Genomic DNA, 14,558 nt, shown 5'->3' with positions numbered 1-14,558 from the left:
ATGGCGGTCTCGGCGCTGCCGGTTGCAAGAGGGGATAGATGTGAGCGGGGCCGAGCGGCACTGCGCGTCACTCGGAAAGTCCAAGGTAACGCGCACGGATAAGATCGTTCTGCGTCAGCTCGGCGACATCGCGACCCTCGAAAACAATCTGGCCGTGAACGATGAGGTAGCCGCGATCGGCGATGCGCACCGCTTGCTGGAAGTTCTGTTCGGCCATCAACACGCTGAGCTCGCGTGACTCCTTCAACGCACCGATCGATTGAATGGCCTGACTGACAAGCAATGGGGAGAGACCGACCGACGGCTCGTCGACGAGCAGGATCCTGGGTTCTCCCATCAACGCGCGCGCGATCGCCAGCATCTGCTGCTGCCCGCCCGACATGGTTTCCGCCAGCTGATGCCGCCTATCTTTCAGGACCGGGAACGTTTCGAAGCAGAACTCGAGGCTGCGCGCAATGCAGGGCCGCGCCAGGGGACGGAAGGCACCCAGAAGCAGATTTTCCTCAACGGACATCCTGCCGAACAGGCGGCGCCCTTCGGGCACCATCGCGATGCCGAGGCCGACGATCTCCTGGGTCGGCATGCCGACGAGGTTGTGAACGCAGCCGTCGACTTCCAGCGCGATCTCGCCATGGGTCGGCTTCACCATGCCCATCAGGCATTTCAGAAGCGTGCTCTTGCCGTTGCCGTTAGTGCCCAGCAACGCAACCGTCTCGCCCTGATTCAGGTTCAACGAAACGCCCATCAACGCGCGTACCGCACCGTAGCCGGCATGCAGGTCGCGCACGGTCAACTTGATGCTCACGACGTGCTCCCCAGATAGGCGCGCTGTACGTACGGGTCCTGCATGACCTCGTAGGGCGTGCCCTGGCAGATGATCTGCCCGGCGGCCAGGCATGCCACGCGCTGCGAGAAGCGCATCACCGCCTGCATGATGTGCTCGATCATGATGATCGTGACGCCGCCCTCATTCAACGCCAGGAGGAGGTCGATGATCTCGTCGACCTCCGATCCCGACAACCCGGCCATGGCTTCATCGGAGATGAGCAGCTTCGGCTCCGCGGCCATGGCGCGCGCAAGCTCCATCTTGCGCAGCTCCACCTGCGTCAGCAGTCCGGACACCGTCTGCGCCTTCGAAGCCAGGCCCACCCTTCCCAGCAGGGCGTGCGCGCGCGCCTCCGCTTCGGCCATCCGCTTGCCGCTTCTCTGCGCCACATACTGCAGCGGCACGACGAGGTTCTCCAGCAGCGTCATGCTGCGGAACGGCCGGGGAATCTGGAAAGTGCGCGCGATCCCCAGGTACGAACGACGATGTGCGGGCAGCCTGCAGATCTCCTGGTCGCGCAGTCGAATGGAGCCTGAGTCGTTCCGGAGCGTTCCCGTGATGCAACTCATCAAGGTGGTCTTGCCGGAGCCGTTTGGGCCAATCAGACCGAGGCGCTCGCCCGCCGCCACGCCAAGGGAGACTTCCGACAAGGCCGCGAAGCCGCCGAAGCGTTTCACGACGCCTTCGATGCGCAACAAGGGAACTGTCATGACACCTCCGGTGCAAGCCGGGCGCGGGTCTTGCGCCACAGGCCGAGCAGCCCGTCGGGCGCTGCGACCACGACCACGAGGAGCAGTACGCCGATCGAGAGGACCGCGGCTTCTGCCGACAGTGTCACGGTGACAAGCTGCAGCAGAATGCCAAGCAGGACAGCGCCGATCACCGGTCCGCTCCAGTGCGCCATCCCGCCGACGATGGGCATGGCCATCGCGTAGATCGCGATGTTGAGGCTGAACGCAACGTTGGGCTCGATGAACGAAAGGTACATGCTGAACGGCGCACCGGCCGCACCCATCAGCGCGCCCGACATTGCCGAAGCCAGCAGCTTCAGCTTCATCGACGGAACGCCGGAGCATTCGGCCGCCTCCTCGCTGTCCCTGATCGCGCGCAGGCCGCGCCCGATCCACGAACCCTGTACGTAACGCGCGCAAGCGACCGCGACCACGGCAAGCAAGGCCATCACGAAGAACAGCCACTTCAAGTAGCTGTCGAACAGCAGTGCCGAAGGTGGGCGCTCCAGTGCCAGCCCACGCGCCCCGCCCACATAGCTCCAGTTGATGACGGCCGTCTCGATCACGATCGACATCGCGATGGTGGCAATCGAGAAGTAGATGCCGCGCAGTCGCATTGTCATCAGGCCAACGACCAGCCCCAGAACGCCGGCAGCCATGGCCCCTGCCAGAATCTGAAGCGGCAGCGGCGCGTCCAGCCCCTTGCCGAACGCGACAGCGGTATAGGCACCGACGGCGAAGAACGCGGCCGAGCCGAAGTTCACGTAGCCGACGTAACCGCCCAGGATGTTCCATGCGGTCGCCAACACGACGAACTGCAGCGCCATGTACCCTGCGAAGAAGAGGTATTCGTTCGACACGGTTGCGGTTGCCCCGTACACGGCAGCCAGCAGCAGTCCGGCCCCGGCGGCGAAGCGGAGATTGGCTGTCATGCGCGCGCTCCTCGACCGAACAGACCGGCAGGCCGCAAGGCCAACGCCACGAGGAGAAGCCCGAATGCAACGGCCGGCGTCCACGTGGTGCTGCCGGAACCCAGCACCACCGATTCAGCGATTCCCAGAATCAACCCCGCGACCAAGGTGCCCCACACGCTGCCCATGCCGGCAAGGACGACGACGCAGAACGTGCGGCCGATGTAGAGCCGGCCTAGCTGCGGATCCACCGGGCCGACGACGATCAGCAGCGCACCCGCCATTGCCGCCGCAGCCGTGGCGAGGCCAAAGGCCAGGCGCTTGACCTTGACGGGATCGGCACCTATCAGCTGGAGCGCCACCTCATCCTGGGCAACAGCCTTGATGGCACGGCCAGCGAAACTCCTGGCGAAGAAGACATGCAGTGCACCCACCATGGCCAGCGCGACGACGAGTGCGGCAATCATCCGCCAAGGCAGGCGCAGGTCGTCGCCAATGGCCAGGCTCTTACCGATGTACGGCGCCTGGACGAGGCGCTGATCCACGCCGAACAGCAGGATCAGCAGGACTTCGATGACGAAGGCGAAGCCGAAGAAGAAAGTGATTCCGCGCAGGCCCTGATCGGAACCGCGCCGCTCGAACGTCACATGGTAGAAGCGATAGAGCCCGACGCCCAGGATGAAGAAGAGCGGCATCAGCATCAGCCCGGCCAGCAGGGGATCCATGCCGAACTGGCTGGCCAGATAGGTGCCATAGGCGCCGAGCACGAGGACGGTAGGGTGTGCGACATGCGGCACGTCCAGCATGCCGAACGCGATGGCGAGACCGAGGCTCACCGCTGCATAGAAGCCGCCGAGGAGGATGCCTTGGGCGAAGGCGTCGATCAAGAGTTCAAGCGGCATGGCGTTGGGTCGATTCGCTGTTCATGGTGCAAAGCCGATTCCGATCGCGGCGTTGGTTTCGCCGGGCTACTTGCGCGCATCGGCGAACGGGACCGGGTCGCCCGACCTGAGGCGCCCCGGCGCAAGGATCACCTGACGACCTTCCTGCCGGAACTGATCGATGCTGCGGTCCACCAGCCCTCGAAACTGAATCATCAGCAGTTGCGGATCGGCCCACTCGCCCACCGCGTCGTAACGGAAGTTGCCCACGATCGTCTTCATCTCGTTCGTCCGGATGTAGTCGGCCAGCCTCTTGTGGTCCAGGCTCCTGGTGCTCGTCACGGCTTGTTCGAGCATCTGGCCGATGGCGTAGTTGAACGGTGGTTGATAGAAGCCGAGCGGGTCGACCTTCTCTTCAGCAGCACGCTGGGTGTACCGTTTCAGGAACGCTCGTATATCCGGCGACAGCATCGTCTTCTCGGGTACGAAGGTATGGAAGTTCACAAACCCGTTGAGCTGGGAGCCGAGCGTTTCCATCAGCGGGCCGAACTGCATCCCGCCCATGCCACCGCCGACCAGCTTCGCCTGGCTGCCCAAGCCGACCTCCCTCACCGAGCGCACGATCGCCACCGACTCGGTGGGGTAGGACGAGATGAACACGATGTCGGGCCTGGCGCTGCGGAGCGCGCGCACGACCGAAGAGAAATCGGTCGTGTTGGGGGGATAGCTCTGGTCATAGACCGTCTGCAGCCCCATGGCCTTGGCCAACACACGCGCGCCGTTGACCAGGTTCTGCTGGAACTCGCCATCGGCGGCAACGAAGGCCACCGTCTTGCCGCCCAGCCGGCGTCCCACTTCAAGAAATGGTTGCGCCCAGGCGCGCGCACCCGCGCCCCAGGGCGCGTTGTTGAACCACTTGTCGTGCCGGATCGTGGCGTTTGCGTCGAAGGAGAAGTTGCCCATCACCAGCAGATCGCGTTGCTTCGCGATCGGCATGAGCGGCGCGTTCGGGTTGGTGCCGAGCGGCGCGATGAGCAGATCGACCTTGTCGATATCCAGCAGCTTCGCGTAGATGGCGGGCACGTTCGCTGGACTGGACTGGTCGTCATAGGAAACGATCTCGACCCGGCGCCCCAGCAGGCCGCCGCGTGAGTTGACGTCCTCGGCCCAGATCCGGACCGCCAGCAGTGAGGCCTTGCCCCCGGCACCAAGCCCGCCGGTCTGAGCGATGCTGGTGCCGATCCTGATCGGGGTCTGCTGCGCAAAGGCTGGAACGCCTGCGCCGAGGGCCGCCGCGCCGGTGGCGCCTGCAACGGCGGCGAGCAGCTTGCGTTTGCTCTGGTCCATGGAGTCTCCTTCGTTCTGAACGACCTGCGTGGGTCCTGTCCTTGGTGAGGCGGCGTATCAGCTCGGCAACGTGTCACGCGTCGTGGCGTTGGCGGCCGTGCAGCGAGCCGCCGACAGCAGATCGGCGTTGTGTGCGCCGAGCTGGGGAGCGCTGTGCGCGCCGGGGACCTCGTACTCGTCGATGCGCAGTGGTGTGCGGATCACCCTGTGCCGCCCCGCGATCGGATCATCGACATCGAGAAACATTTCGCGCTGACTCAGGTGCGAGCACGAGAAGACTTCCTCGATCGTCTGGACTTCGCCCACGGGCAGCCCTCTGCTGCTCAAGTGTTCGACGATCTCGCGGCGCGTTTTCTGCCGGGTCCACGCTTCGAGTTCCGGCCTGATGACGGAGCCGAAGTTCACGGACCTCGATCTGACCGTTTCGAGATCCTTTCGCGTCAGGAGATCGAGGCGATCGACGGCACGACAAAGCCGTACCCACATGTCCTGTGTCGGCAGGATGAACGCCACGTGTCCGTCCGAAGCCGCCAAGGTGCCCACGGGCGCATACGCGTCGAGGCCGCGCTCACGGCGGTTGCCGGTGAATTCCCAGAGCATCAACTCGCGCTCCATCAGCGAAGCAACGACGTCGTACATGCTGATGTCGACAAAGGCTCCGTGTCCCGACCGCCCTCTCGCCTGCAAGGCCGTGAGAATGCCGAATCCAGCATGGACGCCGCTGTAGATGTCTGCGAATCCGGTCACGCCAGGAAGCGGCGGACCACTGATCTCGCCGGTCACATCCATCATGCCGCCCATGGCCTGGGCCACGGTGTCGAAGGCGGGCCGATCCGCGTAGGGGCCTTGGCGTACCGGCGAACGGCCATAGCCGCTGATGGCCGCGTAGATGACGCGCGGGTTGACTTCGCGCAGTTCCGCATAGCCGATTCCCAACTTCTCCACGATCCCCGGTCGCAAGTTCTCCACGACCACGTCGGCGCCTGCAACGAGTTCGCGGTAACTCTGCCTCCCCTCCTCGCTGTTCAGATCCAGCGTGACGGATTTCTTGCCTCGGTTGTAGGTGAGGAAGCCCCCGCTGAGACTGCCGATCTCGCTGGTGACCAGGGGGTCGTATTCCCTGCGTGGATCGCCGCGAAATGGCCGTTCCACCTTGATGACTTCGGCGCCCTGATCGGCCAGCATCAGTGCACAGTAGGGCGCGGCAATGTATTGCCCCACCTCGATCACGCGAATGCCTTCAAGTGGCTTCATGAAAGTTTCCAGGTATGCGATGCGTGTGCATCGGGACGAGTCGCACGGCTTCAACCCAGCGGAATGCTGATCGTCTTGGTTTCGAGGTAGTCCTCGAAGCCCTGTCGCCCGCCTTCTCTTCCCAGGCCCGAAGTCTTGTAGCCGCCAAAGGGGGCCGGGGGCGGATAAACGAAGAGGCTGTTGATCCCGACGGTGCCCGTCCTGAGCGCGCGGGCAACGCGAATCGCTCGAGTGGGGTTGCGTGTATAGACCCCGGCAGACAACCCATACTCCGAATCGTTGGCGATGCGGATCGCGTCTTCTTCATCGTCGAATGGAATGACGCTCAGCACTGGTCCGAAAACTTCGGTCCGTGCGATCGTCATGGAGGGACTGACGTCCGCCAGGATTGTCGGAGTGATCCAGTTGCCGCCCGGCAGTTCGGTGACGCGATCGCCACCCGCGACGTGTCGCGCGCCCTCTTGCAGAGCTCCCTGGATCAGCCGTTCGACACGATCGGCTGCTGCGGCGTTGACCAAGGGGGCGGATGTCACGGCAGCATCGAAAGAGTCTCCAATGCGTACATCCGCCAGTTGCTCGGTCGCCGCCGCAATGAATTCGCTGTAGACCGAGCGATGAACGAGCGCCCGAGTCTGGGTCGAGCACAGCTGTCCCGACAGCCCCATTGAAACGAGGCTCATCGCATAGCGCGCTGTCGCCGAAATATCTTCGACGTCATCGAAGACGATGCTCGGACTCTTGCCGCCGAGCTCCAGCTGAACCCGCTTGATCCCCGGCGCTGCAGCGCGAAGGATGATCTCCCCCACCTCGCGACGACCGGTGAAGGCGATTTTGTCGATCAACGGGTGGTTGAACAACGCGGCCGAGGTCGAAGCATCGCCCGGCACCAGGTTGATGACGCCCGGCGGCAGGTCCAGCTGCTCGATCAGCCGCACGAAGAGCGCCGCAACGTTCGAAGCGTACTCCGACGGCTTGAAGACCACCGTGCAGCCGGCCGCGAGCGCCGGCGCCACCTTCTGCGCGAATTGCATGACCGGCGCGTTGAACGGCGTCACCGCGGCCACCACACCCACCGGCTCGCGCAACGTGAGCATCTGGGCATCGGCGTGCGACGAGAAGACCGGCGGCACGCTGCCGTCGAGCTTGTCGATCCAGCCAATGTGGTACTCGAACAGGTCTGCGGCGAAGCTTCCGGAGAAGCGGAAGCCGCTGCCGATCGCGATCGGCAGACCGTTGTCGAGGGACTGGAGTTCTGCCAACTCCTTTTCTGCCGCTCGCACGAGGTCTCCGATAGGCCGCAGGATCAACTTTCTTTCGCGGGCGCGCATTTGCCGCCACGGGCCCTCGTCGAAGGCACGACGCGCCGCCCGCACAGCCCTGTCGACATCCGACGCCGACGATCTCGCGATGGTGAAGTCGGGCTCGCCCGAAGCCGGGTGTCGGTGCTGCCAGACCTCGCCGCCGCCAGGCTCGACCCACTGACCGTCGATATAGGCCTTGTGAACACCGGCGTTCAGTTGCTTGGCCCTTCCCAAGACGGAAAAGCCCTTCTCGGTCGTTGGCGAAACCTGGGTCGTGCGGATGACTGTCATGAAATTTGTCTCCTGCTGCATGCGGCCTGGTCGGCGCCGCTCATTGGCTGTTGTCTGGTATTTTGTACGTACCAATTTGTCGCGTCAACAGAAATTTTCGACAACCCTATCTGACACAATCAGCCCTCAGGCCTAGAGATTCAGCCATTTGCTTGGCAACAGATTCTTGGGAGTTGACATTCATTGGTACGTATCTTTATAGTTTTATATCTTTTCACAAGGAGACAACATGTCCGTTCAATATCGTGAAGTTCCAAAGATCTATCGCATGTGGGTGGACGGGGGACATGCCGACTCGTCGTCGGGTGAGACCTTCGACACGATCAATCCCTACACGGGAAAGGCGTGGGCAAGTGCGCCTTTGGCCAACGAACGCGACGTCGACCTTGCGGTATCGGCCGCACGACGAGCGCTTGATGGGCCGTGGGGCTCCTTGTCGCCTTCAGCCCGGGGCGCACTGCTTCGAAAGCTGGCCGACTCCATTGCCGAGCACGCCGAAGAACTGGCCCGCATCGAGACGATGGACAACGGCAAGGTCATTCGCGAAACGCTGGCGCAGATGAACAGCCTGGCTGCGACCTATCACTACTTTGCCGGCGCCGCCGACAAGATCGAGGGCAGCACACACCAGCCCCCCGGCACCAATTTCTTCGTCTATACCAGGAGGGAGCCCATTGGCGTCGTCGCCGCCATCCTGCCGTGGAACAGCCCGCTCTACCTTCTCGCCAGCAAGCTGGCGCCGGCGCTGGCTGCCGGCTGTACCTTCGTGGCAAAACCAGCCGAGCAGACGCCCATCTCGACGCTGCTCTTTGCCGAACTGGTGCACAAGGCCGGGTTTCCTGCGGGGGTGTTCAATGTCGTGACCGGGGCCGGCGAAACCGGGGCGGCATTGGCGCGCCATCCCGGCGTGGCCAAGATTACCTTCACCGGCTCTACCGCCACCGGCACGGCAGTGATGAAGTCTGCCGCCGACCACATCGCCGACGTGACGCTCGAGCTTGGCGGAAAGTCGCCCAACATCGTGTTCGAAGACGCTGACATTGCCGCGGCAGTCAATGGGGTCATGGCGGGTATCTTTGCTGCGACCGGGCAGACGTGCATTGCGGGCAGTCGCCTTCTGGTGCAGAGATCGGTCAAGGATCGCGTCGTCAGCCTCCTGCGAGATCGCGTCGCCTCGATCAAGCTCGGCGATCCATTGGAAATGGCCACCGAGGTTGGGCCCATCGCGTTCGGCCAGCAGCTCGACAAGGTGATGTCTTACATCGACCTCGGCCTGCAAGAGGGCGCCCAGCTCTTGTGCGGTGGAAACAGGCCCTCCTCCGTCGACCTGAAGGATGGCTTCTTCGTGGAGCCCACCATCCTCGATGGCGTCAACAACCAGATGCGCGTGGCTCGCGAAGAGATCTTCGGGCCGGTTCTTTCCGTCATCACGTTCGACACGGAGCAGGAAGCCGTCGAGATCGCCAACGATACGTCTTACGGTCTTGCTGCCGGCATATGGACCAAGGACGTTCAGCGAGCCCACCGGGTTGCACACCAGGTGAGCGCCGGATCGGTCTGGGTCAACACGTATCGGGTTCTTTCCTACAACGTTCCCTATGGCGGGTTCAAGTCCAGCGGGATCGGCAGGGAGAACGGCATGGAGGGCCTTTCCGCCTACCTGCAAACCAAGGCTGTCTGGTTGGAGTTGACCGGGCAGACGCGTGATCCCTTCAAACTGGGCTAGCGGCGATATGGTCGCCTGCGCCTGCCTCGCCGGTTGGTCAAGACGTCTGTGGTGGAATCGCGTGACGGCGCCGCTGCAACCGCTCTCGTTCGAGCCGCGGCACGCAGAATGGCGACCGTTCACCGGCACACAGAGGATCATTCGTATGGAGCAGACAAGCGCACGGCCGGCCTACCGGCGAGTCGCCGAGGAGATTCGGCAGAAGATCAAGAGCGGGTTCTTTGTGGGCGGATCACGGCTTGCAACCGAAGTCGAACTTGCCGGCCAGTTCAAGGTCAGCCGCCACACCATACGGCTGGCGCTCAAGCAGTTGGTCGATGAGGGACTCATCGACCAGATTCAAGGCAGCGGTACCTATGTCCGAGGACAACCGCAGGTCGAGGGGCGCTACGTCCGCTCCATCGGCTCGCTCGACGACCTGACGATGTGGCCGGGGACCGATATGGAGGTCATCGAGCCCTTCAAGACCCGAATCGATGCCTCGGTGGCTGCTCGTTTGCAACTGGGGTATGTCGAGGTCGACACGGCCGTCGTGCTTAGGAAATTTGAGGGTGAGGCATTCGTCATCACGCGTCACCACGTAGATCCTGCCCTGGGACGGAAATTGAGGGAAAGCGGGATTCCGTCAAATGGGCCGGGTACGGTCATCGGTGCGGCGGAGAAGTTCCTGGTCGATCCGGTTGCCGGCGTCCAACAGAGCATCACGGCGTTCAATGCGGGGGAAGACATCGCTGCGCCGATCGGCGCTTCGGTAGGCGATGCCGTCATTCTCATTGAGCGCCTGTACTACGACACGGCAGGGAAGCTCGTCGAGTTCACGGAGTCCTTCTTCAATCCGAGACGCTACACGTACCGGGTGGACCTGCACCGTCGGGGCAGAGGCGGATAGCAGGCGATCTCGCTGACCCGTCCCCCGGCGATTCAACCAATCTCAATCATGAAAAGGAGTAAAGCATGCAATTCCTGGTACACACTGGCCGGTCCAACGATGCCGGCGCGGACGTCATCGCCAACGGCTTGGCCGCCGAAGTCGCACGCGTGCGTGCGCTGTACGCTTCCGGGGGGATGCGGCAGATATGGCATCGCGGCGATCGACCCGGCGCCGTACTCTTGCTGGAGTGCGACGACATCGACGCGGCAAGCTCGCTCTTGGAAACCTTGCCCCTCGTGGTTGCGGGCGCGGTCATCGTCGAGTCGATTGTCGAATTGAAGCCATACGCCGGCTTCGCCAGTTGAGCGCCCTCCTGGACAGGGCGGCACAAGTGGCAGGATATCGGCGCAGGACACAGGCCAAGCACTGATGGGGCGGACTGTCGATCGGCTCAATAGACGGCAACCGCCCCCGACGTGCGCAGCCGTTGAGCATCCCGAGACGGCGCCAGCCCGAACAGCCTGCTGTACTCGCGGCTGAACTGGGATGGACTCTCGTAGCCCACCCGGTAGCCGGCATCGGCCACGTCCGTCGTCTCGCCCACGAGCAGGCGGCGCGCCTCCTGCAGGCGCAGCAGCTTCTGGTACTGGAGCGGGCTCATCGAGGTCACGTTCCGGAAATGAAAGTGCAAGGACGACGTACTCATGTGCGCCTCGCGCGCCAGCGTCTCGATACTGAGCGGCTTCGCGAAATGCGTCTTCAGCCAGGCGATGGTCCGGGCGATCCTGCAGGCGTGGCTGTCCGCCTGCGCGATGCTCGCGAGCCGCGCGCCCTGTTCGGTGCGCAGCAGGCGATAGTGCAGCTCCTGCACAGCCAGGGGGGCCAGCATGTTCGCGTCATCCGGCGACTCGAGCAGTCTCATCAGGCGAACAGCCGCATCCACCATCGTGTCGGTCACCTGGCTGAGAAAGAGTCCGCGCCCTGAAGGCTGGTGCGCCGCCGCGGCGTATCCGGCCTTCAGCAGCAGCGCGGAGATCGCCGCCGGGTCCAGGTCGAGCCGGAAGCACAGGTACGGCGCATCCGCAGTCGCTTCGGTCACCTGGGCGGAAATCGGCAGGTCGACCGAGAAAACCAGGAAGCGCGAAGCGTCGTAGCTGAAGACCTCATCCCGCAGCATGGCCCGCTTAGCACCCTGGGCGACGATGCAAACCGCCGGCTGATGCAGCGCGTGCGCGATCTCGTCGCTCGGCTTGGAGAACCTGATCACGGAAAGCCCGGGGATCGGCGTGGGCCAGATGCCGTCTTCGCTGGCCCGACGAGCCAGGAGGTCGGCCAGCTCGCCGATGCGACGGCTCGGCGGCGAAGCGGCCAGCGCCTGTTGCCCGGTTGATGCGACTGTTTGCAGCGTCATGGGTGCAAAGCGTACCCAACTTGCCGGCCCGCGTCACGGGGCGAGACGCCGGCGCAGATTCGCGCTCTGGAAGATTGGGCAAACAGCACGGCGAAACGGGCTAACGGCTCCAGCCCTGCCGTTCCTAGACTTCTTGCCACAGCGCCCCCCCCACTTCACCCATCGCCAGAGAAAGGTTTAGCCGTGAGCAAGTCGACCACCCCCTCCCATCCGTACGTCGGCATGTGGGTCACGCGTGACGGGTACATCCGCCACGAACTTCTTCCCCATGACCGCTACGACGAAGCCCGCGGCCAGCGCCACAGCGCCTATCAGGGCCGCTACCGCGTCACCGGCAACCACATCGACTACTGGGACGACACCGGCTTCACGGCCGACGGCGAATTCCGGGACGACGTGCTCTACCACGCCGGAATGATCCTGTATCGCGAGCGCTGATCGCCCTGCCCCCATGACTTTGTTCGAAACGGTACTGCTGCTGAGCGCAGCCGCAGTGATCCTGCTGCAGTTCGCCCGCCACCTTGGAGCGCCCTACCCGACTCTGCTCGCGCTCGCCGGGACGCTGGTCGCGATGCTTCCCGGCGCGCCTGGAGTCGAGATCGAACCGGGGCTGGCGCTCGCGCTGTTCATCGCACCGGCGCTGATGGACGCCGCCTATGACCTTCCGCCGCGCGAGCTCCGTCGCAACTGGCTTCCGGTGTTCTCGTTGGCGGCGCTTGCCGTCATCTTCACGACAGCCGCGGTGGCGGCATTGGCGGTCGGCCTGACGGGGATGCCGCTCTACGCGGGAATCGCCCTCGGCGCGATCGTCGCGCCGCCCGATGCCGCCGCCGCGACCGCGGTGCTCTCGCGCTTCGCGTTGCCTCGCCAGACGCTGAGCGTTCTCAAGGGCGAGAGCCTGCTCAACGATGCGGTTGCGTTGATCATCTTCGGCGCCGCCCTGCAGTTCCATTCCGGACGCAGCGATCTCGCGGTGATTCTTCCCGACCTCGGCCTCGCCATCCCATTGGGGCTTCTGATCGGGTGCGCCTTCGCGAGGCTCTATCTCGCATTCGCGCCCCGCGTCGCTGGAACCCTCGGTGCCACGCTCTTCGAGATCGTCACCACTTTCGGGGCCTGGGTGATGGCTGAGCGCCTCCACGCATCGGCCGTCCTCTCGATGGTGGCCTTCGCCATGATCGTTGCCAGGCAGGCGCCGGACCGGCAGGCCCCGCGCGACCGCGTGCACTCCCACGCTGTCTGGGGCGCCATCGTGTTCATGCTGAACGTGTTCGCCTTCCTGCTGGTGGGCCTGCAGGCACGCACGGTTTTGAGGCAGTTCGAAGGCGACCAGATCGGCTCGGCGCTGCTATTCGCCGCAGCGGTCGTTCTCGTCGTCGTTGGCGTGCGACTCCTCTGGGTGCTTGGGTACAACCGCGCGATCGGGCGCCTCAAGCGCAGGTGCGCGCCCGCACGGGCGCCGACCCTCGCGCAGGGACTGGTCGTCTCATGGAGCGGCATGCGAGGGCTCGTGACGCTGGCTGCAGCGCTCGCCCTTCCCACCTCCTTTCCCGCGCGCGACCTGATTCTTCTGAGTGCGTTCGCCGTCGTGCTCGGCACCCTCGTGATTCAGGGGCTGACGCTGGGCCCACTGATCAGGCGGCTGCAGATCGGCCCGGATGGCTCGTACGACGAAGAGATGCGACTGGCGCGCAGCCAACTGATCGAGGCCGCCGAGATTCACCTGCAGTGCAGCGGCGGTGGTGCCGCCGCGAGACTTCGAGCCGAACTCGACGAGCTTCGGGTAGCGGCGGAGGCGCGGTCGCACGGCAAAGGCGGCGGCGGCGACGCCCTTCGACTGGAGTGCGTGGCCAGACAGCGGGCCGTCCTCAGCGCCATGAGGATGGCGGGCGAGATCGGGGATGACGTGTTCCAGGTGCTCCAGCAGGAACTCGACTGGACCCAGTTGGCGCACTCGCGCCACGAACGGCTCGAGGAAGGCTAACCCGCAGGACCCGCTCATTCGGCGCTCGGAGGTAGGATTCAGCCTATTCCCGGCGCGCCTGGCCGATTCGAAAGGCACCGGAAGCACCCACCCTTCACCGAACGATGCCCCTGGAACGATCCTCCGCCGAAGCGCTCGACGAACGCGTGCCCGGCGAGCTGCTCGCCAGCAGCAAGGGGCGCCCGTGGAAAGACCTGCTGGTGCAGGTCTTCCTTCGCCGTCCCCTCCAGGAGAGCCTGATCATCCCTGCGGTCCCCGAGCCGTTGATCGTGTGGGTGCTGTCGGGAAGCGCGGTCGTCGAAGAGCGCGAACTTGGGGGGCGGTGGATGGCCAGCCGGGTGCGCGCTGGCCACTTCTTCCTGACCCACTCGCCAAGGCCTTGCGAGCTCCGGTGGACGACCGAAGGCCAGGAGCCCTTCCAGGTGATGCACATCTACCTGGGCTTGGACGTCATGAAACGCGCAGTGCGCGACGTCCACGGCGCAGACCCGGTCGAGCTCGTCCTGAGGGAAGTGTCCGGGGCGACTGATCCAGCACTCTCGATGTTTCTCGGCCAGATTCGCAGCGAACTCATGGGCCAGCGTCAGCCGAGCACGCTGATGGTCCAAGGCCTGGCGCAGGGCCTGGCCGTACACCTGGTTCGCGCCTACCCCGACGCCAGCGGGCGCCCGCCTGCCCCGCGCGGCGGGTTGCCCGCATTCAAGCTCCATCGCATCATCGCCATGCTCGAAGAGCGCCTGGACGAGGAATTCCGCCTGCAGCCCCTGGCAAGCGCCGCGGGCCTGAGCGAATTCCACTTCTGCAGAGCGTTCAAGAAGACCACCGGCTTCTCCCCCTCCCGGTACTTCATCCGCCTGCGCATCGACAGGGCGCGCCGCCTGCTGCGCGAGACCGGCAAGCCGGTGATCGAGGTCGGCCTCGACGTGGGCTATGCCAGTCCGAGCCATTTCGCGCAGGTGTTCAAGCGCGAAGTCGGCGTCGCGCCGAGCGAGTACCGCGGGCAAGCCTGAGCGCCGCGGTTCCG

General features: G+C 64.4%; 14 protein-coding genes. 6 read left to right on the top strand and 8 right to left on the bottom strand.

All coding sequences use genetic code 11. From position 1 onward, the window contains the following. Positions 1-67 precede the first annotated feature (67 nt). The 7 genes from GXN78_RS32860 to GXN78_RS32830 form a co-directional block, all read right to left on the bottom strand. Positions 68-805, bottom strand: a complete 738-nt coding sequence (locus GXN78_RS32860; RefSeq protein WP_219910088.1) for an ABC transporter ATP-binding protein — start codon at positions 803-805, stop codon at positions 68-70. Beyond that, positions 802-1,503, bottom strand: coding sequence for an ABC transporter ATP-binding protein (locus GXN78_RS32855; protein WP_239142985.1), 702 nt, complete (start codon positions 1,501-1,503; stop codon positions 802-804). The genes GXN78_RS32860 and GXN78_RS32855 overlap by 4 nt, the downstream gene beginning before the upstream one ends. Positions 1,504-1,532: 29 nt before the next feature. Next, a complete protein-coding gene (locus GXN78_RS32850) occupies positions 1,533-2,384 on the bottom strand; it encodes a branched-chain amino acid ABC transporter permease (RefSeq protein ID WP_239142984.1) in 852 nt (283 codons plus the stop codon). A 101-nt stretch (positions 2,385-2,485) separates the two neighbouring features. Further along, positions 2,486-3,370, bottom strand: a complete 885-nt coding sequence (locus GXN78_RS32845) for a branched-chain amino acid ABC transporter permease (RefSeq protein ID WP_106558299.1) — start codon at positions 3,368-3,370, stop codon at positions 2,486-2,488. 66 nt (positions 3,371-3,436) lie between these two features. Continuing rightward, complete coding sequence (locus GXN78_RS32840; RefSeq protein ID WP_106558300.1) at positions 3,437-4,696, bottom strand: amino acid ABC transporter substrate-binding protein; 1,260 nt, start codon at positions 4,694-4,696, stop codon at positions 3,437-3,439. A 57-nt stretch (positions 4,697-4,753) separates the two neighbouring features. After that, positions 4,754-5,950, bottom strand: a complete 1,197-nt coding sequence (locus GXN78_RS32835; RefSeq protein WP_106558301.1) for a CoA transferase — start codon at positions 5,948-5,950, stop codon at positions 4,754-4,756. Positions 5,951-6,000: 50 nt separating this feature from the next. Continuing rightward, a complete protein-coding gene (locus GXN78_RS32830) occupies positions 6,001-7,542 on the bottom strand; it encodes an aldehyde dehydrogenase family protein (RefSeq protein ID WP_106558302.1) in 1,542 nt (513 codons plus the stop codon). A 229-nt stretch (positions 7,543-7,771) separates the two neighbouring features. On the opposite strand from GXN78_RS32830, the gene GXN78_RS32825 reads away from it, so the two are divergent. From GXN78_RS32825 to GXN78_RS32815, 3 genes are all read left to right on the top strand, one after another. After that, positions 7,772-9,268: an aldehyde dehydrogenase gene (locus GXN78_RS32825; protein ID WP_106558303.1), complete on the top strand. Its 1,497-nt coding sequence runs from the start codon at positions 7,772-7,774 to the stop codon at positions 9,266-9,268. A gap of 145 nt (positions 9,269-9,413) precedes the next feature. Beyond that, complete coding sequence (locus GXN78_RS32820) at positions 9,414-10,157, top strand: GntR family transcriptional regulator (RefSeq protein WP_106558304.1); 744 nt, start codon at positions 9,414-9,416, stop codon at positions 10,155-10,157. 65 nt (positions 10,158-10,222) lie between these two features. Beyond that, entirely contained in the window at positions 10,223-10,504 is a 282-nt protein-coding gene (locus GXN78_RS32815; protein WP_106558305.1) for a hypothetical protein, read from the top strand. 86 nt (positions 10,505-10,590) lie between these two features. Here GXN78_RS32815 and GXN78_RS32810 read toward each other — a convergent pair whose 3' ends face one another. Then, positions 10,591-11,550, bottom strand: a complete 960-nt coding sequence (locus GXN78_RS32810) for an AraC family transcriptional regulator (protein ID WP_106558306.1) — start codon at positions 11,548-11,550, stop codon at positions 10,591-10,593. 183 nt (positions 11,551-11,733) lie between these two features. Here GXN78_RS32810 and GXN78_RS32805 point away from each other — a divergent pair, with 183 nt between their 5' ends. The 3 genes from GXN78_RS32805 (at position 11,734) to GXN78_RS32795 (ending at position 14,544) form a co-directional block, all read left to right on the top strand. Further along, positions 11,734-11,988: an Atu4866 domain-containing protein gene (locus tag GXN78_RS32805; RefSeq protein ID WP_239142983.1), complete on the top strand. Its 255-nt coding sequence runs from the start codon at positions 11,734-11,736 to the stop codon at positions 11,986-11,988. Between the two features lie 55 nt (positions 11,989-12,043). Further along, complete coding sequence (locus GXN78_RS32800) at positions 12,044-13,534, top strand: cation:proton antiporter (RefSeq protein ID WP_239142982.1); 1,491 nt, start codon at positions 12,044-12,046, stop codon at positions 13,532-13,534. 104 nt (positions 13,535-13,638) lie between these two features. Beyond that, positions 13,639-14,544 carry an AraC family transcriptional regulator gene (locus GXN78_RS32795; protein ID WP_106558308.1) on the top strand — a complete coding sequence of 302 codons (906 nt, stop codon included), beginning with the start codon at positions 13,639-13,641 and terminating at the stop codon, positions 14,542-14,544. Positions 14,545-14,558: the final 14 nt, after the last annotated feature.

Origin of the sequence: Variovorax sp. WS11 (genome assembly GCF_010499245.1) — a bacterium.
In the GTDB taxonomy this organism is placed as follows: domain Bacteria; phylum Pseudomonadota; class Gammaproteobacteria; order Burkholderiales; family Burkholderiaceae_C; genus Variovorax.
This window is presented reverse-complemented; position numbering and strand designations above follow the sequence as displayed.

Excerpts from the sequence above, each read along its gene's own strand:
- GXN78_RS32840 (WP_106558300.1), bottom strand. The coding sequence starts at position 4,696 with ATGGACCAGAGCAAACGCAAGCTGCTCGCCGCCGTTGCAGGCGCCACC.
- GXN78_RS32835 (WP_106558301.1), bottom strand. The coding sequence starts at position 5,950 with ATGAAGCCACTTGAAGGCATTCGCGTGATCGAGGTGGGGCAATACATT.
- GXN78_RS32820 (WP_106558304.1), top strand. The coding sequence starts at position 9,414 with ATGGAGCAGACAAGCGCACGGCCGGCCTACCGGCGAGTCGCCGAGGAG.
- GXN78_RS32830 (WP_106558302.1), bottom strand. The coding sequence starts at position 7,542 with ATGACAGTCATCCGCACGACCCAGGTTTCGCCAACGACCGAGAAGGGC.
- GXN78_RS32815 (WP_106558305.1), top strand. The coding sequence starts at position 10,223 with ATGCAATTCCTGGTACACACTGGCCGGTCCAACGATGCCGGCGCGGAC.
- GXN78_RS32795 (WP_106558308.1), top strand. The coding sequence starts at position 13,639 with ATGCCCCTGGAACGATCCTCCGCCGAAGCGCTCGACGAACGCGTGCCC.
- GXN78_RS32850 (WP_239142984.1), bottom strand. The coding sequence starts at position 2,384 with ATGGCGCTGCAGTTCGTCGTGTTGGCGACCGCATGGAACATCCTGGGC.
- GXN78_RS32825 (WP_106558303.1), top strand. The coding sequence starts at position 7,772 with ATGTCCGTTCAATATCGTGAAGTTCCAAAGATCTATCGCATGTGGGTG.
- GXN78_RS32845 (WP_106558299.1), bottom strand. The coding sequence starts at position 3,370 with ATGCCGCTTGAACTCTTGATCGACGCCTTCGCCCAAGGCATCCTCCTC.
- GXN78_RS32810 (WP_106558306.1), bottom strand. The coding sequence starts at position 11,550 with ATGACGCTGCAAACAGTCGCATCAACCGGGCAACAGGCGCTGGCCGCT.